This is a genomic window from Sphingorhabdus sp. (assembly GCF_044338195.1).
Classification (GTDB): Bacteria; Pseudomonadota; Alphaproteobacteria; order Sphingomonadales; family Sphingomonadaceae; genus Sphingorhabdus_B.
Map to the genome: position 1 here is coordinate 11,820 of NZ_JBIIMC010000016.1, position 23,329 is coordinate 35,148.

Sequence of the window (23,329 nt, forward strand, 5' to 3'; positions counted from 1 at the left end):
ATATGACAGTTTAGCTGTCCTATTATTCGGTTTTATGGGTGACATCCGCCGTTTGCCGCGGTAGGCGCGGCGCATATTCAAGGAGTGTGCGCTGTGGCCAAAGACCCGATGCTGAAATTTATCTCAAAACCGCAGGCCTACCCTGAAAAGCGGGCGGCGCAGCTTCGTGCAGAAGATTTTGCCGAAATCGCGGAGCGCTATGCGTCCGACGACGCCGCGGATCAGGCATCGCGTTGCTCGCAATGCGGCGTGCCATATTGTTCGGTGCATTGCCCATTGCACAACCACATTCCGGATTGGCTGCGCCTGACCGCCGAAGGGCGCTTGCGTGAGGCGTATGAGCTTTCCAATCTGACCAGCACGATGCCCGAAATTTGCGGCCGCATCTGCCCGCAAGATCGCTTGTGCGAGGGCAATTGCGTCATTGAATTTTCCGGTCACGACGCTGTGACCATTGGCTCGGTCGAAAAATATATCACCGACACCGCTTGGGAACAGGGCTGGGTCGAACCCGTTGCGGTCGGCCCATCGCGCGGGCAATCGGTCGGCATCATTGGCGGCGGCCCCGGTGGCCTGACCACCGCTGAATATCTGCGCGTCGCGGGCTATGACGTGCATGTGTACGACCGCTATGACCGCATGGGTGGTCTGCTGACCTATGGCATTCCCGGTTTTAAGCTGGAGAAAGACGTCGTCATGCGCCGCTTAAAGCGGCTTGAGGATGCGGGCATCCATTTCCATCCCAATTTCGAAGTTGGCCGTGACGCCACGCTGGACGCATTGCGCGCCAAGCATGACGCCGTGCTGATTGCGACCGGCGTGTACAAGGCACGCGCGGTGTCGTTACCGGGCGGCGACCTGAATGGCGTGGTGGCGGCATTGGATTATTTGACCGCGTCGAACCGCAAGGGCTTTGGCGATACTGTGCCCGCGTTCGAAAGCGGCGCGCTGAATGCCGAGGGCAAGAATGTCGTCGTCATTGGCGGCGGCGACACCGCGATGGATTGCGTGCGCACCGCCATCCGTCAAGGCGCCAAGTCGGTGAAATGCCTCTACCGCCGCGACCGCGAAAATATGCCAGGTTCGCAGCGGGAAGTTGCCAATGCCGAAGAAGAAGGCGTCGAGTTTGTTTGGCTTTCGGGCCCCAAGGGCTTTGAAGGCAATGGCAAGATCGAGCGTGTTCAGGTTTCGAAAATGCGCCTTGGTGCGCCCGATGCATCGGGTCGCCGCGCGCCGGAAAATGATCCGCAAGGTGACTTCACACTCGATGCCGACTTGGTGATTACCGCGCTTGGTTTTGAAGCCGAAGACCTGCCGGTATTGTTCGGCGCGGCTGACCTGAACGTCACCCGCTGGGGCACCATTCGCGTCGACCATAATACGCAGATGACCAACCTCGACGGTGTGTTCGCCATTGGCGACATCGTGCGCGGCGCGAGCCTTGTCGTCTGGGCGATCCGTGATGGCCGCGATGTGACGCAGCATATGCACAATTATCTGAAATCAAAAGCAAGCCGTGAAAAGGTTGCAGCATGACCATATTCTACCCCACCCCCGAACATGAACGCCTCGCCAATGAGGGCATGTATTATCCGGAATCCGAAGGCGATGCCTGCGGCGTTGGCTTGATTGCCGCGACCGATGGCAAGCCATCGCGCCGCGTGGTGGCCGCGGGGATTGAGGCGCTCAAGGCCGTGTGGCACCGCGGTGCCGTTGATGCCGACGGCAAAACGGGTGATGGCGCGGGACTGCATATCGACTTGCCGGTCCGCTTCTTTGACGATGCCATTGCCGACAGCGGCCATCGCCCGATGCCAAACCGTTTGGCGGTCGGCATGGTGTTCCTGCCGCGCACCGACCTGAGCGCACAAGAAAACTGCCGGACGATTGTCGAGGCGGAAATCATTGACGCGGGCTACACCATTTATGGCTGGCGTCAGGTGCCGGTCGACGTGTCGGTTATCGGCGACAAGGCGCAGGCCACCCGGCCCGAAATCGAACAGATTATGATCGCGGGCCCAATGCCCGATGCGGTTGATGCGGCCGAGTTTGAAAAGAATCTGTATCTCGTCCGCCGCCGGATTGAGAAGAAGATCATCGCCGCGCAAATTCGCGATTTCTACATCTGCTCGCTGTCGTGCCGGTCGATTGTGTATAAGGGCCTGTTCCTCGCCGAGAGCCTTTCGGTCTTTTACCCCGACCTGCAGGATGACCGTTTTGAAAGCCGCGTTGCGATTTTCCATCAGCGTTATTCGACCAACACGTTCCCCCAATGGTGGTTGGCGCAGCCGTTCCGCGGCCTTGCCCATAATGGCGAAATCAACACGATCCGTGGCAACCAGAATTGGATGAAGAGCCACGAAATCAAAATGGCCAGCATCGCCTTTGGTGCGCATTCGGACGACATCAAACCCGTCATTCCGGCAGGTTCATCGGACACTGCAGCACTTGATGCCGTGTTCGAAACCTTGGTCCGTTCGGGCAAGGAAGCGCCCACGGCAAAGCTGATGCTGATCCCCGAAGCGTGGCAGTCAAACCCCAATCTGCCCGCGTCGCACCGCGCGATGTATGAATATATGTCCAGCGTGATGGAGCCATGGGATGGCCCGGCAGCACTTGCCATGACCGATGGCCATTGGGCGGTTGCAGGCGTTGATCGCAACGCCCTTCGCCCATTGCGCTACAGCCGCACGTCGGACAATCTGCTCGTCATCGGTTCTGAAACCGGCATGGTCGTTCTTCCCGAAACGACAATATTGGAAAAGGGCCGCCTTGGTCCGGGCCAAATGATTGCCGTCAACCTCGACGAAGGCAAATTGTACCGCGATGGCGAGTTGAAAGACCGCATCTCGGCAGAGCAGGATTATGGCGCGCTCGTGCGTGGTTTCCGGGCCATCACCGACTTGCCCGACATAGGGCAGGATGATGCCCCGGCATGGTCGCGCGCGGAACTGACCAAGCGTCAGGTCGCCGCCGGCATGACGCTGGAAGATGTCGAAATGATCCTCGCGCCGATGATCGAAGATGGCAAGGAAGCCATTGGTTCGATGGGCGATGATACGCCGCTCGCCGTCATCAGCGACAAGCCGCGCCTCATCAGCCAATTCTTCCGCCAGAATTTCAGCCAAGTGACAAACCCGCCCATCGACAGCCTGCGCGAGCGGCATGTGATGAGCCTCAAAACGCGTTTCTCGAACCTTGCCAACATTTTGGAAGAAAAGAGCCAGAACGCCGACGTGCTTGTCCTTGCCAGCCCCGTCCTCACGTCGCATGACTGGCGCCGGTTAAAGTCTGCCTTTGGCGCAGCGGGCGCAGAAATTGACTGCACCTATGACATTTCCGAAGGACAAGAAGGTCTTCGCGCTGCCATCACGCGGATCCGCGAAGAAGCCGTCGCCGCCGTGCGCATGGGCAAATCCGAATTGTTCCTGACCGACAAAAATATCAGCGCCGACCGCGTGGGCATTGCCATGATCCTTGCCGCTGCCGCTGTGCACACGCATTTGGTGCGCAATGGTTTGCGCAGCTATTCGTCAATCAACGTCCGCTCTGCCGAATGTCTCGACACGCATTATTTCGCGGTGCTCATTGGCGTTGGCGCAACCACGGTAAACGCATATCTGGCCGAAGCCGCGATTGGCGACCGCCATGCGCGCGGGCTATTGGGTGGACTTGCCCTGACCCAAGCGGTCGAGAATTACCGCACCGCCATTAATGAAGGGCTGTTGAAGATCATGTCCAAAATGGGCATCGCGGTCATCTCCAGCTATCGTGGCGGCTATAATTTCGAAGCGGTTGGCCTGTCGCGTGCCTTGGTCAACGACTTCTTCCCCGGAATGCCGAACAAGATTTCGGGCGAAGGCTATCATTCGCTCTATGTGAACGCGCGTGATCGCCATGAAGAGGCGTTTGACACGGCGGTTGCTCGCTTGCCAGTTGGCGGCTTTTACAAGCAACGCAATGGCGGCGAAGAGCATGCTTATTCGGCAGGTCTGATGCATCTTTTGCAAAGCTCGGTCGCGAATGACAGCTATTCAACCTACACACAATTTGCCCAAGGCGTGCGGGAACTGCCGCCGATTTACTTGCGCGATTTGTTGGAGTTCAACTTCGCCAAGGAACCCGTTGCGATTGATGAAGTCGAAGCGATCACCGAAATTCGCAAACGCTTTGTCACGCCGGGCATGTCGCTTGGCGCCTTGTCGCCTGAGGCGCATGAGACGCTGGCCATTGCCATGAACCGGATTGGCGCAAAGGCCGTATCCGGCGAAGGCGGCGAAGACAGCAAGCGGTTCAAGCCCTATGAAAATGGCGACAATGCCAACAGCGTCATCAAGCAAATCGCCAGCGGCCGTTTTGGTGTAACCGCCGAATATCTTGGCGCATGCGAAGAAATTGAAATCAAGGTCGCACAGGGTGCAAAGCCCGGTGAAGGTGGGCAATTGCCCGGTTTCAAGGTCACCGAAATGATTGCGCGTCTGCGGCATTCGACGCCCGGCGTCACGCTCATTTCACCGCCGCCGCACCATGACATTTACTCGATCGAAGACCTTGCCCAGCTGATTTACGATTTGAAGCAAATCAATCCGCGCGCGCGGGTGTGCGTCAAGCTGGTCAGTGCAGCGGGTATCGGCACAATCGCCGCTGGTGTGGCAAAAGCGCATGCCGACGTCATCCTCGTTTCGGGCAATGTTGGCGGCACGGGCGCAAGCCCGCAAACCAGCATCAAATATGCAGGGACACCATGGGAAATGGGGCTGTCCGAAGCCAATCAGGTGCTGACGCTCAACGGCCTTAGGCATCGTATCAAGCTGCGCACCGATGGCGGCCTGAAAACCGGACGCGACATTGTGATTGCCGCGATCTTGGGCGCGGAAGAATTTGGCATCGGCACGCTCAGCCTTGTCGCCATGGGTTGCATCATGGTGCGCCAGTGCCATTCCAACACTTGCCCCGTCGGGGTCTGTGTGCAGGACGAAGCCTTGCGCAAAAAGTTCACGGGCACGCCCGAAAAGGTCATCAACCTGATGACCTTCATTGCCGAGGAAGTGCGCGAGATTCTGGCCAAGCTTGGCTATCGCAGTCTTGATGAAGTCATTGGCCGCACCGAACTGCTGCGCCAAGTCAGCCGCGGCGCGGAGCATTTGGACGATCTCGATCTCAACCCCATCCTTGCCAAGGTCGACGCGCCCGACAGCGCACGCCGCTTCAGCATCCCGACATTCCGCAATGAAGTGCCAGACAGCCTTGATGCGCAGATGATCCATGATGCAAAGCCGGTGTTCGAACGGCGCGAGAAAATGCAGCTGACATATAATGTCCGCAACACCCACCGCGCGGTTGGCACGCGGTTCAGTTCCGAAATCACGCGCCTATACGGGATGAAGGGCCTTTCCGAAGGACATGTCCATGTGCGCTTGCGTGGTTCGGCGGGACAATCGCTTGGCGCATTCCTGTGTCAGGGCATTACCTTGGAAGTATTTGGCGATGCCAATGACTATGTCGGCAAGGGGCTTTCGGGCGGGACTATCATCGTGCGGCCAACGGTCAGCAGCCCGCTCACCAGCCAACAGAACAGCATTATCGGCAACACGGTGCTCTATGGCGCAACGTCGGGACGCCTATTGGCGGCGGGACAGGCCGGCGAGCGCTTTGCCGTTCGCAACTCCGGCGCGCATGTCGTGGTCGAAGGCTGCGGATCAAACGGTCTCGAATATATGACCGGCGGCATGGCGGTCATATTGGGCAAGGTTGGCAGCAACTTTGGCGCAGGGATGACCGGCGGCATGGCATTTGTGCTCGACACCGAAGGCGATTTTGCAAAGATGGCGAACCCGGACAGCATTGTCTGGCAACGGCTCGACAGCGCCTATTGGGAAGACCAGCTGAAGTCGCTGATCACCGCGCATGCCCAAGCCACGGACAGCGCATGGTCGCAATCATTGCTGGAAGATTGGGACCGCAGACGCGGTGAATTCTGGCAGATATGCCCGAAGGAAATGCTGACCCGCTTAAGCCAGCCGCTTTCCGACCATGAGGTGCTGGAAGCTGCGGAATAGGTGGCGGCTGACATTGCCAAAGCGCCTTGCAATGGCGTAATGCTTGGCAATGTCGTCCGCAGAACCCCAGACCCCAGCCGGTTTCCCGTCCGAGGCGGAGGCAGAGGCGCGGCTGACGGCGGACCGTTTTGACATCATCGCGCTGATTGCCAAAGCCGACCGACGGCGCGAGGCCGGTGACCGTCGCGCCGCCAATGCGTATTACAGCGCCGCCATTCGCACCGCCGCCGCGCGGCCATCATCCGACCCGGCCGTCGCCACCGAAATCGCGCGCGCGCACATCGCGGTCGCATGGCTGGCGGACCTGTTCCGTCAAACGCTGATCGATGGCATGCGCGCCGCAGGCTTTACCCGCGAACAGCAGCATCCGCGTTTTCGCCAATCGCTCGATATGATGTTCGGCGATGTGCAACGACCTGCGGAATATCGGCAATTTCCGCAAAAGCCGATGGCGCATTATTACCCCGATATGGCGCATGTCGAATTTGCCGACACCACCGCGTGGGACTGGGTGGCAAAGCTGGAGGCTGTGTTCCCCGACATGCAGCGCGAGGCGCTGGCCTTGCTGGCGCAGCATGACGGTTTTCAGCCTTATATGAAATTGGCCAACGCACGGCCGCAGCAGGACCATCATGGCCTGTTGGAAAATGCGGACTGGAGCACGCTGCATCTGTGGCAAAATGGCGCGGCGGTGGACGAACATATCCAGCGTTGCCCCAACATTTATCGCGCGGTGATGGACCATGTGCCGTTATGTCACATTGGCCCGCGCGCGCCGTCGGTCATGCTTTCGCTTTTGCGGCCCGGCGCAAAAATCCCGCCGCATAGCGGCATGTTGAACAGCCGCTTTATCTGCCATTTGCCTTTGGTGGTTCCGCCCGATTGCGGCTTTCGCGTTGGCGGCTCGACCATTGAATGGCAGGAAGGCAAAGTCATCGCCTTTGATGACAGTGTCGAACATGAAGCGTGGAACAACAGCGCCTATGACCGGCTGGTGTTGATATTCGATATCTGGCGGCCCGAGCTTTCACAAAGCGAGCGCGATCAAATCACCACGATGTTCGCCATCGTCGACAATTACCGCTGACCACACAGCCACCAGCAAAGCACGCAGAGGACTTGCTTAAGGGTCTGGTCAATTGCGTTCGCCCCTGCTTTAGTCCGCACATTGTTGTTTTGAGGAGAAGCCCTATGCGCACATTGTTACTCGCTGGATCGATTTTGGCCCTTGCCGTTCCGGCACATGCCGACGCCAATGGCGACCTTGTCACGCTGGTGAATGATGTCTGGGCGAATGCGCTGAAGGAACAGCCGGTCTATGCCAGCGCGCTGGGCGTGAATGATTATGCATCGGAACTGGGTGACTACACCTTGGCCGCACAGGACCGCCGCGCCGCCGATGCCGCGAAGTTTCTCGCCCGCCTAAATGCCATCCCGTCTGATTCGTTGAATGCCGCATCAAAGGTGGAGGCGGGCATATTACGCCGCGCGCTGAACTCAACAATCGAGGGCAACAGTTTCGGGCAACGCGCGATCAATTTCACGACCTATTCCAGTTGGCACCAGCAGCTTGCCGGCATGGCGCAAAATCTGCCGTTTCGCACCAAGACGGATTTTGAAAGCTACAATGCGCGGCTCGCCCAATATGCGCGGGTGAATGATGAAAATATCGCGGTGGCCAATGTCGCGATCAAGGGCAAATATACCCAGCCCTGCGTCACGCTAAAGGGCTTTGAAGGAACCATCAGCGGGCTGATTACGACCGACGTGAACAAGTCGCGTTTCTATGAACCTTATGCGGGAAAGCGGCCTGCGGGCATTTCCGAAGCCGACTTTGCAAGCTTGGCCAAGGCAGCGGAAGCCACGATCCGCACGGTCATTCACCCCGCGCTGAACAAGCAACTCGCGTGGTATACCGCAAGCTATAAGCCAGCGTGCGCCACAGCACCCGGCGTGTCGGCGCAGCCGGGCGGTGCCAAATATTATGCGTCCCGCGTTCGTGAAGAAACAACGACGTCCCTGACCGCAGAGCAAATCCACCAAATTGGGCTGAACGAAGTGGCACGTATTCGCGCCGAAATGGTCGAGGTCGCATCAAAGGCGGGATATCCCAGCCGCGAGGCGTTTATCCAACATTTGCGGACGGACCCGCAATATTACGCCAAGACACCCGAAGAGCTGATGGAAAAGGTCGCGCGGGTGACCAAGATCATCGATGGCAAAATGCCCAGCCTGTTCGGCCGCCTGCCCCGCCTGCCCTATGGCATAAAGGAAATTCCGGCGGAAACCGCCGAAGGCACCACGACGGCTTATTATAATCAGGGATCGCCCGAAATCGGCATTTCCGGAACCTATTTCGTCAACACGTCGAAACTGAACCAGCGCCCGTTCTGGGAAATTCCGGCCTTGTCGGTGCATGAGGGCGTCCCCGGGCACCACCACCAAATCGCGTTGCAGCAAGAATTGCCCTTGTCGGACTTCCGCAAATATGGCGCGTTCTTCACCGCCTTTACCGAAGGCTGGGGCCTCTATTCCGAACGGTTGGGTATCGAAATGGGCCTATATGATACGCCGGCCAAAGACATGGGACGGCTGTCCTATGAAATGTGGCGCGCATGCCGCTTGGTCGTCGACACCGGCATTCATGCCAAGGGTTGGAGCAAGCAGCAGGCGATCGACTTCATGACCGACAACAGCGCGCTGTCGGCCGCCAATATCGAAGCCGAAGTCAACCGCTACATCAGCTGGCCGGGCCAAGCACTGGCGTATAAATTGGGCGAGCTGAAGATCCGTGAATTGCGGGCCATGGCGACCAAAGAGCTTGGACCGAAATTCAACCTTGCGGCGTTCCATGACGCGGTATTGGGCCAAGGCTCCGTCCCGCTCGATGTGTTGGAGCAGCAGATTAAGGATTGGGTCGCCGCAGAAAAAGCGAAGGGCTAGGCCCGCTTATTTCGGCTCAGGGAGCGGCTCTGCGTCGGCAGATGCCGCTTCCTTGGCATCCAGTTCGGCTTGCAACTTCGCCTCGCGTTCGGCGCGGCCCTTTTCAAATTCGGCCACGCGTGCTTCGACTTCGGCTGCCTCTGCATCGATGCCCGCCATGCGCTTGGCGCGTTCGGCGGCGATCAGGCGGCCAAAGACAATGCCGGGGTCTTGCGCTTTTTCGGCATAAGCGCGGTCAATTTCTTTCAGCCCACATCCGGTAAAGCCGCCAGCACCCGATGCCGAGCAGCTCATCGTGCCACTGGCGCCCACATATTCGTAGGATTTAATCCGTTCGGACATCGCCTGATTGCGCGGGTCATTGGGATCGTCGCGTAAAGACGACGGAATGCGGTACCGGTCCGCCTCCCCCATCCGCGCGCAGACGACGATTTCGTCGCCTTTGCTTTCGGGGCATTTGTCGTCGCCATAGATGATCAACTGGTTGATCTTCTCTTCACCTTGCTGCGTGGCGGGGGCATTTTGTGCCGGTGCTTGCGCCGACAGCATGAGTGCCAAAGCGGCGACGGAAATATGGGCCATTGCGTTCACGGGATATTCTCCAAAAATCTATGCTCTGGCTTGAACGTCGCAGGCTGAATGCGCGATGAAGCTCAAATATGTTTCGACACTGCAATCGCGGTGCGGCAACCCAAGCGGACCAGCGCGCTCATGACCGGATAGGCCAATGCGCGCTCTGCGCCTTCGGCCAGCGCGGTGGCTTTATGTTCCAGCTCATCCGCCTGAAAATCGGCAATCATCGCCGACAATTCGGGATCGCTATCACCGATTTCTTCAAGCTGCTCGCTATAATGGCGGTCAATTTCGGTTTCGATCGCCACGGTGCAGGCCATTGCAGCCTCCGGGCTGATTGCGGCAGACACCGCGCCAAGCGCAAAACCGGCGGCGTTCCAAATCGGGTATAAAGCCGTTGGGCGCACGCCGCGCTCCGCCATCATCTTGTCAAAGGCGCTGAGGTGGCGTTCCTCTTGCTCGGCCATATGCGCAATGCTGCGCGCGGCCGGCGTCCGGTCGCCCATCACCGCAAGCTGGCCTGCGTAAATCCGTTTCGCGCCAAATTCGCCCGCCTGATTCACGCGAATCATCCGGTCGATGGCCGCTTTACGCTGCGGTGCGGTTTTCAGGGTTTCTGGTTGCGCCATGTCATACCCAAGATGGCCACTGCGCCGCCCAACGACAAGAGGAAATTATAGCCCGCGAGCGAAATGCCGAACAAAGACCAGGGTGCCACGTCACAGCGGACCAATGGTGCGTTCATGATCGACTTAAGCAAATCATCCCCGCTGCCCGAAATCGTCGCGGTGCAGGCGGTCAGCCCTTCCCACCAGCCATATTCAACGCCAGCATGAAAGCCCGCGATGCCGCCGCTGGTCGCAATGGCCAATGCCGCAAGCGCAACCAATGTTTTGCGAAAGGCACCGTTGCCGACGCCAAAGGCAATGGCCGCAATCGCGACCGCGGCGAAATGCGGATAACGCTGCCACCAGCACATTTCGCACGGGAACAGCCCGCCAATATATTGCGAGCCATATGCCCCCCCGAGCAATGCTGCGGGTAACAGGAATGCGAGCCAATGGGCCTTGTCAAATTTCGACGTCATGTACGCACTGCACTCCGCATCATTGTCATCCTGAACTTGTTTCAGGATCTTACTTCAGCACCGTCAAGAAAGTAAGATGCTGAAAAAAGTTCAGCATGACGGGGTTGGGTGAAACTCAATTCTGCGCCCTGCCCTTTACGGGCTTTGCGGCAAGCTTCATCGTTTTGGAACCAAGCCGCTGCAAGGTTTCCATCGCGTAATAAAGCTGGAAATCGTCAATGCCCTTGGCCTTCAACTGTTCGGCCGTCATGGCAAAACGTGGATCGTCAATGCGGTCTTCTTCAAGGTCTTTGTTATTGTCTTTCAATTCATTGACCAAGTGACGACGCAAATCGGATTCGCGCACGGACACGCGCTTTTTATAATCGGGATCGGTCAATTGCGGTACGCGGATATCGGGTTTGATGCCGCCTTCCTGCACCGAACGACCCGATGGCAGATGGTAACGCGCAACGGTGAGGCGAAGGCCGGTGTCCCGCGTCAACGGCAGGACGCTCTGCACCGATCCCTTACCGAAACTGCGTTCACCCATGACCAAGCCGCGATGATGATCTTGCAATGCGCCAGCGACAATCTCGGACGCCGAAGCAGAGCCCGCATCGACCAGAACGATGATTGGCGCGCCGCCGGTGACATCGCCCGGAACAGCGCGTTCGGCCCACCAGCGTTGGATATCGCTTTTGTCGCGGCCACGTTCGGAAACAATCTCGCCACTCGAAAGGAAAGCATCAGAAACGGAAACAGCTTCGTCCAATATGCCACCGGGGTTGGACCGCAGGTCGATGATGTAACCCAGCGGATTTCCGCCAAGCGTTTTCTTTATGCCGGAGACCGCAGCGACAACGTCAGCGCCGGTTTGTTCGGAGAAACCAGTAATCGAAATGACGCCAATGCGGTTTTTCACTTCCCACCGCACAGGTTTCAAATCAATGACCGCGCGCGTTATCGTCACGTCGAACGGCGCATCGCGGCCCGGGCGGTAGATGGTGAGCTTGATCGATGTGCCCGGCGCACCGCGCATCGCTTCGACAGCTTCGTCGAGCGTTCCGCCAAGGATCAACTTGCCGTCCAAATGCGTAATAAAGTCGCCCGACTTGATGCCGGCCTTGTCAGCGGGCGTGTCCTTGGTAGGCGCAATGACCTTCACCGCTTCATCCTCAAGCGTAACTGTCAGGCCAAGGCCGCCATATTCGCCATCAATTTGCGTTTGCAGCGAGCTGAAGTCGGATTTGTCGAGGAAGGCACTGTGCGGATCGAGGCTGGCGAGCATCCCCTGAATCGCGCCTTCCATCAATTGCTTGTCATCGACCTTGTCGACATAGCCTAATTTAACCTTGCGATAGACCGCGAGGAATTCCTCAAGCTCTTTGAAACGGTCGGCCTCGGCCTGTTGCTGCTGAACGCTTTGCGCGACCAGCACAGTCGCAGGGATCGACAGCGCCAAAACAAGGGCGCAAGTCGCGGGCAGCAAACGGTTCTTCATAGACCAATCCATTTCATCATTTCGTCGATGCTATATCCCGCCTTAACCCACGGTGAAAGCATGATTAGCACGAACACCCTGCGGACATCGACAAGAACGCACATAGTTCATCCCAATATCGTGGCAATATCCATCACACGGCCATTTTTGCGCAGTTCAACGCCGATTTCGGGCGCGTCTAATGTGGCCGATCCCAGCACCGCGCCTTGCTTCACCGCCTGCCCCTTTTTGACCTGCGTGCGGCCCAGATGTGTAATCAGGCTGTTCCAGCCATTGCCATGTTCGATAATGACAATCTGGCCATAGCTGCGATAGCGGCCAGCGAAGGAAATCGTCCCCGCCGCTGGCGCGACCACGCGCATATCGTCGGCAAGCGCAATCCGAACGCCGCGTTCCCGATAGCCGGTGGCATTCAGTTCATTGAAACCGGACAACAGCTTGCCCCGCGCGGGCAAGATATAGGCCGTCCCCGCCGCCGCAGCCTTGGTCGCGCGCCCGGGGCGTAACATCGGTCCGTCCAATGCTGCCAGTTCATCTGCCTTTTCGGCGCTTAGCCGCTGTATATCCATGCGCCCGACAATATCGCGTGCCCGCTCGCCTTGCGCGATCGCTTGTTCAAATGCGATGGCCGCGTTGGCGGACAGTGCGCCGGCCTTGCCACCGGCTTCGCCTTGCAGTCTGGCCAAATCTGTCTGGCGGCTTTTCAACCGGCCGCGCGCATCGCCCAGCGATTTCAGCGCGCGTATTTCCTGCCCCCGCAATTCGCTTTGCACCGCAATCTGTTGGCGCAAGGCGCTAGTCCGGCGAATAATCTGAGGCTGCACCGTCGCCATGACCGCGCGCACATGCACATAATCTTCGCGTTGCCCGGGCTGCATCATCATCAGCACCGCCGGGCGGCCCGTCATTTGCTGAAGCGCGGCGTTCAGGCGCAGCACGGGTTCGCTCTCAACACCAAGCTGTGCCCGTTGAAGTTTTTGACGACCGCTAATGATAGCAATCCGGATGGTCGCTGCGGCAATCTGGGCTTCGGCGGCGTCGATTTCGGCAGACAGCACGGCCCTTTGCGCGATCAGCCGGCCCGCCGTGCTTTCGGCATTGCTTGCTTCCTGCCGCAACAGCTCGCTGCGCCGTTCCGCACGCAACGCTTTTTCTTGTGCCTCGCGCAGCGCGTCTTGTTGCGCGCCGCTGCTGCCCGCGCTTTGCGCCATCAGGCTGCTCGCAATGGCAAAGGGCGTGAGCATCAAGAGCAAAAAGACGGACCAGAACCGCATGCCCCTATCCTTCCCGATGATAGGGGTGGTTGGCAATGATCGATGTTGCGCGGAACAATTGTTCGGCCAGCATCGCACGGGCCATCAAATGCGGCCACGTCGCTTTGCCAAAGGCAATTAGCTTATCCGCGCCAGCGCGGGCTTCGTCATCAAAACCGTCGGCAGCGCCAATGAGGAAACGCACTTCGCGCACGCCATCGTCGCGCCAGCGTTCCAGCAAGCGCGCAAGTTCGACCGAGCCGAGCTGTTCGCCCTTTTCATCGAGGATGATGGTTTTGCAGGGGCTGTCCGAATGCGGCAGATCGCCGCCCTTATCGGGCATTTCGCTGTGCCGCGTCGGCCAGCTGATCCGTTTTAGATATCGGTCGACCAGCTCCGCTTCTGCAGAGCGGCCGATTTTGCCGCGCGCGATGATGTGCAGGCGCATCGCCATCCGCGCGGTCGTTCGGGCTTATTGGGCCGGAACTTCGGGCGCGTCGCCAAATGCCCACATGCGTTCCAGATTGTAGAAGCTGCGGACTTCGGGACGGAACAGATGCACGATGACATCTTCGGCATCGATCAACACCCAGTCTGCCGATGGCAAACCTTCGATGCGGGCATGACGTCCGGCTTTTTTGATACGCTCGGCAAGCTTTTGCGCCATCGACGCCACCTGCCGCGATGAACGGCCAGATGCGACGACCATATGGTCGGCGATGTTGCTTTTGCCTTCAAGCGGGATGGTCACCACTTCCTGCGCCTGATCATCGTCGAGCGATTGCAGGATAAGCGCGTGGAGGGCGTCCGGGGTCAAAGTGGGTTCCTTGGACTTGGCGGCCAGATTGCCGGCAGTCGGAACGGATGCGGTATCGATCAAGATTGCTCCTTAAAGCACAATATTTCGGGTAACGCCGTCACGCGTTCCATGTTCCTTATATCGGTGAAACCAATATGGGTCAGCACGCCGAATTGCGGTTGCTGAACGCGGATCTGGACGAAAGCGCAAAAAGACAAGCGCTGGCGTACTCCATTTTGTCCAGTGATGAAGCTGGTCCGGACGCCGGACAAACCGTCTGAACCAGGCCATTGCGGGACCCGCAACAGCACCTGCATCATAGCCGGGTCTGGCGATAACTGCAATCGGCATCAATCGTGCAATGTCGCGCCACTGTTTCCAGTGGTGAAATTGCAACAAATTGTCCGCGCCCATGATCCAGACAAAGCGGACTTTGGGATATCGCGCGACCAGTTTTTTCAGGGTTTCTGCGGTGTACACGGTGCCAAGGTCACGCTCAATGGCGGTTGCCTTAATCGGCGTGCGCCGCGTCTGGTCCTTCGCCGATGCCAGCCGCGCGGGCAATGGGGCCATGCCTTTTGTGGGTTTCAGTGGATTGCCCGGTGACACCAGCCACCAAAATTCGTCGAGGCACAGCGAATCCATTGCGAACAGGCTAATCGCCCGGTGGCCACCATGCGCGGGGTTGAACGATCCCCCCATGAGGCCAATGGTTTTCAAGGGCGGATTTGCCCGTTTCCGCGCACAACCCATTTATAGGTCGTGAGGCCCTCAAGCGCGACCGGGCCGCGCGCGTGCAGCCGGCCGGTGGCAATGCCAATTTCGGCGCCCAAGCCGAATTCGCCGCCATCGGCAAATTGGGTCGAGCTGTTGTGCATCACAATCGCGCTGTCGACCTGTGACAAAAAGCGCGCTGCGGCATCGGCATTGTTGGTGATGATCGCGTCGGTATGGTGCGACCCGTGCCGGGCGATATGTTCAATCGCATCGTCCAATCCGGATACGACGCAGGCCGAGATAACGGCATCGAGATATTCGGTGTCCCAATCATCCGCATCGGCAGACACGGTGCGGGCATCCAGTTCCATCAGCACATCATCCGCGCGCACTTCGCATCCGGCATCAATCAGCGCGCCAATCAATTCGGCAGCAGCAGGATAATCCTGGTCAATCAGGACCGTTTCAGTTGCCCCGCAAACGCCGGTGCGCCGCATCTTGGCATTGACGACAATCGCCTGCGCCATCGCCGGGTCGGCGTCCTTATGGACATAGCTGTGGTTGATACCGTCGAGATGCGCGAGCACGGGAACGCGGGCTTCATCCTGCACCCGCGCGACCAGCGATTTGCCACCACGCGGAATGATCATGTCAATTGCACCCTGTGCACGCAGCATTAGGCCGACCATCTCGCGGTCTTGTGTGGGCACAAGCTGAACCGCGTCGGCGGGTAATCCGGCCGCACGGATGCCAGCCAGCATCGCAGCATATATCGCACGGTTGCTGTGCACAGCCTCACTACCGCCGCGCAGGATGACGGCATTGCCCGAACGCAGCCCCAAGGCCGCGGCATCCGCCGTCACATTGGGCCGACTTTCGTAAATGATACCAAGCACGCCAATCGGCACGCGGATACGCGCCATCTGCAAACCATTGGGCTGCGTGCTGCTGTCGATGATTTGACCGACGGGATCGGCCAGCACAGCAACCTGTTCCACCGCCGCAGCCATGGCCGTAATGCGCGCCTCGTCAAGTTTCAGGCGATCCAGCATGGCGGGTGACAGGCCAGCCGTCGTCCCTGCCGTCACGTCGATGGCATTCGCCGCGAGAATATCCGCCGATTGGTCACGCAGCGCCTGAGCCGCAGCTTTCAACGCCTTGGCCTTGGCCGCATCATCCGCCGCCGCCAGTTGCCGCGCTGCAGCGCGCGCTTTGGTGGCAATCGATGCCATCAGGGACTGATAATCGGTCATAAATTCAACCCGTAGAGAAGTGCCCGCAAAAGGGAAAGATAGCGTTCATTTCAACGGCGTCAGCGCTGCCTTTATTGCGAATCGGCGGAAAAGCTTTGATTTTGCGGTATTTTGCGCCGCGCGCGCGCCATTTGCAGGCATCAATAATTCACAATTTGTAACATTTGCATCAGTTTTCCACAGCTCATCGTGTGACTCATTCGACTCGTCACGAGTCCGGCCTCGGCGATTCGCCCCGGTCATTTTGCTCTGCTACGCGCGCTCAACAGAATAAAAACGGGGTGGGACGTGTCGCTTAAAACCAGAATGTCCGGGTGGAAAAACCGGATAGCTGGATGGTTTATTGACCGCGAATTTTTCATGCGGGCCAATGGCCAAGTCCGGTTCTTAAAACTGAGTGCACAATTGCAACGCCGCGTTGCGGGGACCGTCGCGTCTGTCGTTGGCCTTTGGCTGGTCGTCACGCTGGGCATGGCCATCAATCAACTGAGCGTTACCGCGCAGCGTATGGCGCTCAGCCAGCAAGAGGCGAAGGTTGAATCGGCCGAAGAACGCGTCGCCAATTATCGCGATTCGATCGATGAAGTGACCAAGGACCTCGATCGGCGGCAGAAAATGCTGGAAAGCCTAAGCGATCAATATCTGGGCGAGGTTCCGGATGCCAAGGCCCAAACGCCTGCAACGGCCAAGCCCATCGATGAAGACAAGACCGTAAAAACCATCAGCGCGCTGGTGCCTGAGGCCGCTGGTCTTGCGCGGATTGAAGTCCGCCAAATCCAGTTCGCCGAAAATATGACCAAGGTTGCCTTGGCCCGCACGTCAAAGGCAGAAGCCGCCATCCGGCAGTTCGGCCTGAACCCCGATGTCCTCGCGCGGCAGGCCCGCAACGCACAGGGTGGTGTGTTTGAACCCTTTTTCGGTAGCGCCAAAAAAGATGTCCGCGACCCGCGCTTTTTGAAACTGGCCGCATCGCTGAGCCGCATGGATGCCATGGAGCGCGCGCTGGCCGCGATCCCGACATCTATGCCCGCAGCCGTCATGATGATGTCGAGCGGCTTTGGTTTCCGCAGCGATCCGTTCACCGGCGGGGGCGCAATGCATGCCGGTTTGGATTTCAAGGGCCCTGTTGGTACGCCAATCCTATCTGCCGCCGAAGGCCGTGTGACTTTTGCGGGCTTCAACGGCGGATATGGCAAGACAGTTGAAATTACACATGCCAACGGGCTATTAACGCGTTATGCCCATCTTTCCGGGTTGAATGTCACGCAAGGTCAAAAGGTTGATCGTGGCTTGCAAATCGGAAGAATGGGAAGCACAGGGCGATCGACGGGCAGTCATTTGCATTTCGAGGTCCGCCTGAATGGTCGGGCGATCAACCCGAGAAAGTTTTTGGAGGCCAACCCTGATGTTCTCAAAGTCCAAACAGTCGCCGGAAACCGCGCCGGCAACGCCGCAAAGGAATTATAACAACGTGCGCAATAGTTCGGGTCATACATTTTCCGTCATAGCTTCCGATGTTGAAATCGTCGGCAACCTCACCGCCCGCGTCGATCTGCACGTTGATGGCAAGGTGCAGGGCGACGTGACATGCGGCAATTTGGTGCAAGGCGAAGGCAGCATTATCGCAGGCAAGGTCATTGCCGAATCGGCCAAGCTGTCCGGCCATGTCGAAGGTTCGATCGAGGCCAATGATCTGGTGATCGAATCCACCGCGCGTATCGTGGGCGATGTCGTGTACAGCAATCTGACGATCGCCCCCGGCGGTCAGATTGACGGCAAGTTCCGGCACAAATCATCGAAGGGAGCGCCAACCACCGCGCGCCCGGCCGCCAATGTTGCCAAGCCAGTCGAACCATTGGTTCTTGGGGTTGAATCCAAAGTCATCTAAACGATTTCCAACATCGGCAAGATTATTTCCTACAAAAACTGCACGCGGTCCTGCTGCGTTCAAAAAGGGGGACGGCCGGCGCGGAAGCGCTGGTGCGTGCTTCCGGCTGATGGTGTTGGTTGATTAAGGCCCGCTTGTTCCATCAGGCTAATGCCCCCGGGCCGCCTTTGCTGGCTGGCATGCTGTCCATCGGGGGAAAGGTTCGTAAACCCCCAAAGGCTGTCCGCACGGACAGGACGGTTTTCCGCCACATCCAACCATGTTCGCGCTGTTCAGAGCTTGATGCAACAGGCCCTTTTTCAAGCTGAAGCACGCACCCTATCGCGCCGACCGTGCCAACGGATTTCCCCGCCAGCGTTCCCGTCATCCCGACCAGCGTTCCGGACCGCCGCCTGACTGACGCGACTCGAATAACCGATATGGTTATTTGTAGGAAAGTGGTTTTTGCACACCCCCCCAACCCCCTGTCGTCATGCTGAACTTGTTTCAGCATCTTACTTTTTCAACGTCGACAATTAAGACCCTGAAACAAGTTCAGGGTGACGGTGGGTGTGGACGATGACGAGTGGGAGGGAGACAGGAGGAGGTTTGTAGGAAAGTACTTTTCACCCGCGCACAAAAAAGGCCCGAACCATCGCGGGTTCGGGCCATGAGTTGGATGTTCGCGGGAGGAACATCGGGAGGGGGCGGAGCGTATGAGGAAAGGAGAGAACGCCCCGCCGCCAAGCTGTAAAACTCAATAGTTGTAAGCACGCTCACCATGTTCGGTGATGTCCAGGCCTTCGCGTTCTGCATCTTCTGCGGGACGCAGGCCTGTGGTGAATTTCAATCCGTAGAACAGGATTGCCGAGACAACCGCCGTCCACAAGACTGTCGTGCCGACGGCCCAAACCTGCGTCATCACCTGACCAGCCATGTCATATTCGCCGGGGATGGCGGGGAAGACGGTGTAATTGATCCAGCCCTGACCGCCCAATGCGGGGTCAGCGACCACGCCGGTGGCGATCGCGCCGACAATACCGCCAACGCCATGAACACCGAAGACGTCAAGCGTATCGTCATAGCCAAGCTTGTTCTTCACATAGGCGACGAAGACATAGCACAGACCCGATGCTGCAAAGCCGAGGAGGATAGATGTCATGGGCGCTGCAAATCCGCTGGCCGGCGTAATCGCAACCAGACCCGCAACCGCGCCGGTAACCGCACCCAACAATGAAGGCTTACCATGGTGGAACTGTTCAATCAGGCACCATGCAACCGCAGCAGCAGCCGTGGCGACAAAGGTGTTGATGAAGGCAAGGGCAGCAAGGCCATTGGCTTCGAGGTTCGAGCCAGCGTTAAAGCCGAACCAGCCCACCCACAGAAGCGACGCACCAATCATCGTCATGGTCATCGAGTGTGGCGGGGTTGCTTCTTTGCCATGGCCGACACGCTTGCCAACGATGAGGCAACCGACAAGACCAGCAATACCGGCATTGATGTGCACGACAGTGCCGCCAGCGAAGTCAAGTGCGCCCCAGCCCCACAGCAGACCCATGTCGGTCGGTGCATCAACCAGAAAGTCTGGTCCAGCCCAGTACCACACCATATGTGCGATCGGGAAATATGCGAACGTCAGCCAAAGCACCGTGAAGATCATCAAGGGTGTGAACTTGATACGCTCTGCAAATGCGCCGACGATCAACGCCGGCGTGATGCAGGCAAAGGTCATCTGGAACACGACAAAGGCATATTCGGGAATGTAGACATTGTTGCTGAACGTGGCGGCATAGGTTGTCGCATCAACGCCCTGAAGGAATATCTTTGAAAAGCCACCGATGAAGGCGTTACCGCTGGTGAAGGCCAGGCTGTAGCCATAAGTGACCCAGACAAGCGCCGCGACCGACACGATCATGAACACCTGCATCAGCAGGCTGAGCATATTTTTGGTGCGGACAAGGCCGCCGTAAAACAGCGCGAGCGCCGGAATCGACATCAGCAATACCAATGCAGAGCTAATCAGCATCCACGTCGTATCGCCCTTGTCGACCATGCCCGCCATTTGTTCAACGGTCGGTGCCTTAATCGGGCCGTCGGCGACGGCAACCGCCACCGCTGCCGCGCCATCAGCAGCTTTTTCGGCTGCCTCCTGTGCGAAGGCGGGCAAAGCGGCGAACAATGTCGCCCCCGCCGCGCCTAGAAACTTGAGTGTCTTGGACATTTTCTGGTTCCCCTAGCTTGCTATTATCGCGTCAAAGCGCGGTTTCGTTGGTGTCGCCCGTGCGGATGCGCAGGGCACCGGCAAGTTCGAATTCAAATATCTTGCCGTCACCAATGGCGCCTGTTTCGGCGGCCTGCTGAATGGCCTCGACCACGGCAGGGGCCTGATCGGACGCGCATGCGACCTCGATTTTCACCTTGGGCACCATGTTGGTTGCATATTCGGCACCGCGATAAATTTCGGTCTGCCCTTTTTGTCGGCCAAAGCCTTTGACCTCAGTCACGGTCATACCCGACACGCCCAGCGCCGTGAGCGCTTCGCGCACCGGGTCCAGCTTGTGCGGCTTAATAATGGCAATAATATATTTCATGCACGCCCCCAATATTGGTTGTGCAATGCAATATGCAAACGTCGTGCCAGAAACGGAAAATGCACCTAAATAGGCCGATTACAGGCGATAGGGACAGCCGACATAAGCGCCACCACCTTCCATACTGCCTAAAATTTAATCAGCATATTATCACTGCCTAAATATTAGGCATTCAACCAATGCGGATCGATGCCCATAAGGGCAGATGGTCCGACGCCTGTTTGGACAATGTTGAAATATGGCTGTCGGCGGCGGTGACGTTCACGTCATGGCTGACAATGATCCGGTCCAATCGCGCGACTGGGCGCGATGTGTGGAAGCTTTTGGGCGTTTGCACCAGCCGGTGATGGTGGAACGCAAGTTCGTTCAATGCGCCGCTGTCCGACCATTGATTGAAATCGCCCATCAGAACGGTGGGCATATGACGCGGGCTGCCATCAATCGCCGCCAGCAACGCGCGGATTTGCTTGCGCCGCCACAGCCCCGACAAATCGAGATGCACGCCAATGACGCGCAATGCATGTCCGGCAACCGACAGTTCCGCCATCACCGCGCCGCGCGGCTCAAGCGTTGGCATGTCAATCGGGTGGCAAAGGCGCACCTCCATGCCCTTGCGCACCAAAATCGCATTGCCGTGCCAGCCAATGGCGGCAGGACGGAAAGCCAGCGGCACGGGCATCCACGATGTCTCCGCCTCCAGCATCGCCAGCGGCAATGCACTGACACGCGCGCCGAACCGGCGGTCCACTTCCTGAAGCGCGATAATGTCTGCGTCGATTTCCTTGAGCACCGCCAAGATACGTTCGGGGTTGCGCCGTTGGTCCAGGCCAACCGCCTTGCGAATATTATAGGTCGCAACCTTGAGTGCGTGGCTCATATCGGGGTCATGCGGTTCATTCGGCCATATCGCAATTTGGACCGAAATATGCGCCCATCAACCCGCCGTGCCGCCTACCGTAAGCGCGCTGACCAAAGTTGTGGGTTGCCCGACGCCCGCCGGAACGCTTTGCCCGCCTTTGCCGCACACGCCGATGCCATCATCCAATGCCATGTCGTTGCCAAGGCCGATGACCTTGTTCAGCGCGGTTGGGCCGTCGCCAATCAATGTCGCGCCTTTGATGGGATCGCCAAGCTTGCCGTCCTTGACCAAATAGGCCTCGGTACAGCTGAACACGAATTTGCCCGACACGATGTCGACTTGCCCGCCGCCAAAGCTTTTGGCGAAGATACCGTTTTTGACGCGGCTCAACAGTTCGGCAGGGTCGTCATTGCCGCTGCGCATGAATGTATTGGTCATGCGCGGCATCGGTGCATGGGCATAGCTTTCGCGGCGACCATTGCCCGTCGGTGCAACGCCCATCAGGCGGGCGTTCATGCGGTCCTGCATATAGGCACGCAAGATGCCGTCTTCGATCAGGACATTTTCCTGCGTCGGCGTGCCTTCATCATCAATCGACAGCGAACCGCGGCGGTTCATCATGGTGCCATCGTCGACAACGGTCACGCCGGGTGCGGCCACGCGCTGGCCAATCTTGCCGGAAAAGGCACTGCTGCCCTTGCGGTTGAAATCGCCTTCAAGACCATGGCCGACGGCCTCATGCAGCAATACGCCGGGCCAGCCGGGCCCTAGCAACACGGTCATTTCGCCAGCGGGTGCGGCGACCGAACGCAGGTTGGTCAGCGCCTGCGCCAATGCTTCATCAATGGCATGTTCCCATTCATGATCTTCAAACAATTTGTCGTAGAGATAACGCCCGCCAAAACCATAAGTGCCGGTTTCGCGGCGGTCACCGTCTTGCGCGACGATGGATACATTGAGGCGCACCAAGGGGCGAACGTCGGTGGCGACAAAGCCATCGGCGCGCACGATTTCGACGACGCTCCAGCTGCCCGAAAGGCTGACGCTCACTTGCGCGACGCGTGGGTCACGGGCGCGGGCGGCGGCGTCAATTTGTTGGCATAAGGCGACCTTTTGCGCGAACGGCACGAGTTCAAGCGGATTGCCGTCTGTATATAAATGCCGGTTGTTCTGGCGCGGCGGCGGGGCGGGTTGCTCCTTCGCGGGATCGAGCAGCTTCAACGTCTCCCCTGCCCGGCGAATCGCGGCCTCGCTCATGTCATTGGCGTGGCTGAACCCGGTCATCTCACCCGACACACCGCGCAGGCCAAAGCCCGAACCCGTCGAATAATCCGCCATTTTCAATCGGCCATCATCAAAACCAAAGCTCTCGGTCGCGCTATATTGCAAATACAGCTCACCATCATCGCACGCCTTCAACGCATCACGCGTAATACGCTGCGCGGCGTCAGGGTCGAGAAGGCCGGATTGGTAAAGATATGAGCGGGGATCGGTATAAGTCATGCCGTGTATATGGGGCGATGTGGCGGCGGTTGAAAGCGTAATTTGTATCAATGATGCGCAAATCCTCTCCGCCTCGTCATCCTGAACTTGTTTCAGGATAACAGGCAACATTCGTTTGTTATCCTGAAACAAGTTCAGGATGACGATGGGTTTGGCTTTGGATGACGATGGGTTTGGGTTCGGATGACGATGGGTGGACGGGCCCATACTGACACATTCATCATCACCGCAGCCCTGAGCCTGTCGAAGGGCGCCCATCGGCACAGCGCCTTCACTTTGGACACCCTTCGACGGTCGCAGGCGCTGCGCGCCCGCTGCTCAGGGCTTCGGTTTATGTAAGGA

At 58.3% G+C, this 23,329-nt stretch carries 19 protein-coding genes; 6 read left to right on the top strand and 13 right to left on the bottom strand.

Going from position 1 to position 23,329, the window contains the following annotated elements:
- Positions 1 to 93 precede the first annotated feature (93 nt).
- The 4 genes from ACIQZK_RS06250 to ACIQZK_RS06265 all read left to right on the top strand — a co-directional run bounded on the left by ACIQZK_RS06250 (position 94) and on the right by ACIQZK_RS06265 (position 9,002).
- A complete protein-coding gene (locus ACIQZK_RS06250) occupies positions 94 to 1,536 on the top strand; it encodes an NAD(P)-dependent oxidoreductase (protein WP_397575379.1) in 1,443 nt (480 codons plus the stop codon).
- Entirely contained in the window at positions 1,533 to 6,059 is a 4,527-nt protein-coding gene (gene gltB, locus ACIQZK_RS06255; protein WP_397575380.1) for a glutamate synthase large subunit, read from the top strand. Before ACIQZK_RS06250 ends, gltB begins: the two co-directional genes overlap by 4 nt.
- 49 nt (positions 6,060 to 6,108) lie before the next feature.
- Entirely contained in the window at positions 6,109 to 7,146 is a 1,038-nt protein-coding gene (locus tag ACIQZK_RS06260; RefSeq protein WP_397575381.1) for an aspartyl/asparaginyl beta-hydroxylase domain-containing protein, read from the top strand.
- Between the two features lie 104 nt (positions 7,147 to 7,250).
- Positions 7,251 to 9,002, top strand: coding sequence for a DUF885 domain-containing protein (locus ACIQZK_RS06265; protein ID WP_397575382.1), 1,752 nt, complete (start codon positions 7,251 to 7,253; stop codon positions 9,000 to 9,002).
- A 6-nt stretch (positions 9,003 to 9,008) separates the two neighbouring features.
- Here ACIQZK_RS06265 and ACIQZK_RS06270 read toward each other — a convergent pair whose 3' ends face one another.
- From ACIQZK_RS06270 to ACIQZK_RS06310, 9 genes are all read right to left on the bottom strand, one after another.
- Positions 9,009 to 9,584 (bottom strand): hypothetical protein, encoded by a 576-nt coding sequence (locus ACIQZK_RS06270; RefSeq protein ID WP_397575405.1) that lies wholly within the window; start codon positions 9,582 to 9,584, stop codon positions 9,009 to 9,011.
- Between the two features lie 71 nt (positions 9,585 to 9,655).
- Positions 9,656 to 10,204, bottom strand: a complete 549-nt coding sequence (locus tag ACIQZK_RS06275; protein ID WP_397575383.1) for a demethoxyubiquinone hydroxylase family protein — start codon at positions 10,202 to 10,204, stop codon at positions 9,656 to 9,658.
- The gene (locus ACIQZK_RS06280) at positions 10,183 to 10,662 is read right to left on the bottom strand and encodes a disulfide bond formation protein B (protein WP_397575384.1); all 480 of its coding nucleotides are present in this window, start codon (positions 10,660 to 10,662) and stop codon (positions 10,183 to 10,185) included. Before ACIQZK_RS06280 ends, ACIQZK_RS06275 begins: the two co-directional genes overlap by 22 nt.
- A 115-nt stretch (positions 10,663 to 10,777) precedes the next feature.
- Positions 10,778 to 12,145 carry a S41 family peptidase gene (locus tag ACIQZK_RS06285; protein ID WP_397575385.1) on the bottom strand — a complete coding sequence of 456 codons (1,368 nt, stop codon included), beginning with the start codon at positions 12,143 to 12,145 and terminating at the stop codon, positions 10,778 to 10,780.
- 107 nt (positions 12,146 to 12,252) lie between these two features.
- Entirely contained in the window at positions 12,253 to 13,419 is a 1,167-nt protein-coding gene (locus ACIQZK_RS06290; RefSeq protein ID WP_397575386.1) for a murein hydrolase activator EnvC family protein, read from the bottom strand.
- A gap of 4 nt (positions 13,420 to 13,423) precedes the next feature.
- A complete protein-coding gene (locus ACIQZK_RS06295) occupies positions 13,424 to 13,846 on the bottom strand; it encodes a 23S rRNA (pseudouridine(1915)-N(3))-methyltransferase RlmH (protein WP_333569652.1) in 423 nt (140 codons plus the stop codon).
- Between the two features lie 24 nt (positions 13,847 to 13,870).
- Positions 13,871 to 14,242, bottom strand: coding sequence for a ribosome silencing factor (gene rsfS, locus ACIQZK_RS06300; RefSeq protein WP_183941493.1), 372 nt, complete (start codon positions 14,240 to 14,242; stop codon positions 13,871 to 13,873).
- A gap of 45 nt (positions 14,243 to 14,287) precedes the next feature.
- A complete protein-coding gene (locus tag ACIQZK_RS06305) occupies positions 14,288 to 14,917 on the bottom strand; it encodes a nicotinate-nucleotide adenylyltransferase (RefSeq protein WP_397575387.1) in 630 nt (209 codons plus the stop codon).
- Positions 14,914 to 16,167, bottom strand: a complete 1,254-nt coding sequence (locus ACIQZK_RS06310; protein WP_397575388.1) for a glutamate-5-semialdehyde dehydrogenase — start codon at positions 16,165 to 16,167, stop codon at positions 14,914 to 14,916. The genes ACIQZK_RS06305 and ACIQZK_RS06310 overlap by 4 nt, the downstream gene beginning before the upstream one ends.
- A 288-nt stretch (positions 16,168 to 16,455) precedes the next feature.
- Between ACIQZK_RS06310 and ACIQZK_RS06315 the strand changes: the two genes are divergently transcribed.
- On the top strand, positions 16,456 to 17,634 hold the full coding sequence (locus tag ACIQZK_RS06315) for a M23 family metallopeptidase (protein WP_397575389.1): 1,179 nt from the start codon (positions 16,456 to 16,458) through the stop codon (positions 17,632 to 17,634).
- Between the two features lie 4 nt (positions 17,635 to 17,638).
- Entirely contained in the window at positions 17,639 to 18,055 is a 417-nt protein-coding gene (locus ACIQZK_RS06320; protein WP_397575390.1) for a polymer-forming cytoskeletal protein, read from the top strand.
- 736 nt (positions 18,056 to 18,791) lie between these two features.
- Here ACIQZK_RS06320 and ACIQZK_RS06325 read toward each other — a convergent pair.
- The 4 genes from ACIQZK_RS06325 to tldD form a co-directional block, all read right to left on the bottom strand.
- The gene (locus ACIQZK_RS06325; protein ID WP_395636679.1) at positions 18,792 to 20,255 is read right to left on the bottom strand and encodes an ammonium transporter; all 1,464 of its coding nucleotides are present in this window, start codon (positions 20,253 to 20,255) and stop codon (positions 18,792 to 18,794) included.
- Positions 20,256 to 20,286: 31 nt separating this feature from the next.
- On the bottom strand, positions 20,287 to 20,625 hold the full coding sequence (locus ACIQZK_RS06330; RefSeq protein ID WP_333570320.1) for a P-II family nitrogen regulator: 339 nt from the start codon (positions 20,623 to 20,625) through the stop codon (positions 20,287 to 20,289).
- Positions 20,626 to 20,797: 172 nt separating this feature from the next.
- Complete coding sequence (locus ACIQZK_RS06335) at positions 20,798 to 21,502, bottom strand: endonuclease/exonuclease/phosphatase family protein (RefSeq protein ID WP_397575391.1); 705 nt, start codon at positions 21,500 to 21,502, stop codon at positions 20,798 to 20,800.
- 57 nt (positions 21,503 to 21,559) lie between these two features.
- Positions 21,560 to 22,987, bottom strand: coding sequence for a metalloprotease TldD (tldD, locus tag ACIQZK_RS06340; protein ID WP_395636041.1), 1,428 nt, complete (start codon positions 22,985 to 22,987; stop codon positions 21,560 to 21,562).
- Positions 22,988 to 23,329: the final 342 nt, after the last annotated feature.

Coding starts and splice junctions, on each gene's coding strand:
- gltB (WP_397575380.1), top strand. CDS start 1,533: ATGACCATATTCTACCCCACCCCCGAACATGAACGCCTCGCCAATGAG.
- ACIQZK_RS06260 (WP_397575381.1), top strand. CDS start 6,109: ATGTCGTCCGCAGAACCCCAGACCCCAGCCGGTTTCCCGTCCGAGGCG.
- ACIQZK_RS06265 (WP_397575382.1), top strand. CDS start 7,251: ATGCGCACATTGTTACTCGCTGGATCGATTTTGGCCCTTGCCGTTCCG.
- ACIQZK_RS06270 (WP_397575405.1), bottom strand. CDS start 9,584: ATGGCCCATATTTCCGTCGCCGCTTTGGCACTCATGCTGTCGGCGCAA.
- ACIQZK_RS06275 (WP_397575383.1), bottom strand. CDS start 10,204: ATGGCGCAACCAGAAACCCTGAAAACCGCACCGCAGCGTAAAGCGGCC.
- ACIQZK_RS06280 (WP_397575384.1), bottom strand. CDS start 10,662: ATGACGTCGAAATTTGACAAGGCCCATTGGCTCGCATTCCTGTTACCC.
- ACIQZK_RS06285 (WP_397575385.1), bottom strand. CDS start 12,145: ATGAAGAACCGTTTGCTGCCCGCGACTTGCGCCCTTGTTTTGGCGCTG.
- ACIQZK_RS06290 (WP_397575386.1), bottom strand. CDS start 13,419: ATGCGGTTCTGGTCCGTCTTTTTGCTCTTGATGCTCACGCCCTTTGCC.
- ACIQZK_RS06295 (WP_333569652.1), bottom strand. CDS start 13,846: ATGCGCCTGCACATCATCGCGCGCGGCAAAATCGGCCGCTCTGCAGAA.
- ACIQZK_RS06310 (WP_397575388.1), bottom strand. CDS start 16,167: ATGACCGATTATCAGTCCCTGATGGCATCGATTGCCACCAAAGCGCGC.
- ACIQZK_RS06325 (WP_395636679.1), bottom strand. CDS start 20,255: ATGTCCAAGACACTCAAGTTTCTAGGCGCGGCGGGGGCGACATTGTTC.
- ACIQZK_RS06330 (WP_333570320.1), bottom strand. CDS start 20,625: ATGAAATATATTATTGCCATTATTAAGCCGCACAAGCTGGACCCGGTG.
- ACIQZK_RS06335 (WP_397575391.1), bottom strand. CDS start 21,502: ATGAGCCACGCACTCAAGGTTGCGACCTATAATATTCGCAAGGCGGTT.
- tldD (WP_395636041.1), bottom strand. CDS start 22,987: ATGACTTATACCGATCCCCGCTCATATCTTTACCAATCCGGCCTTCTC.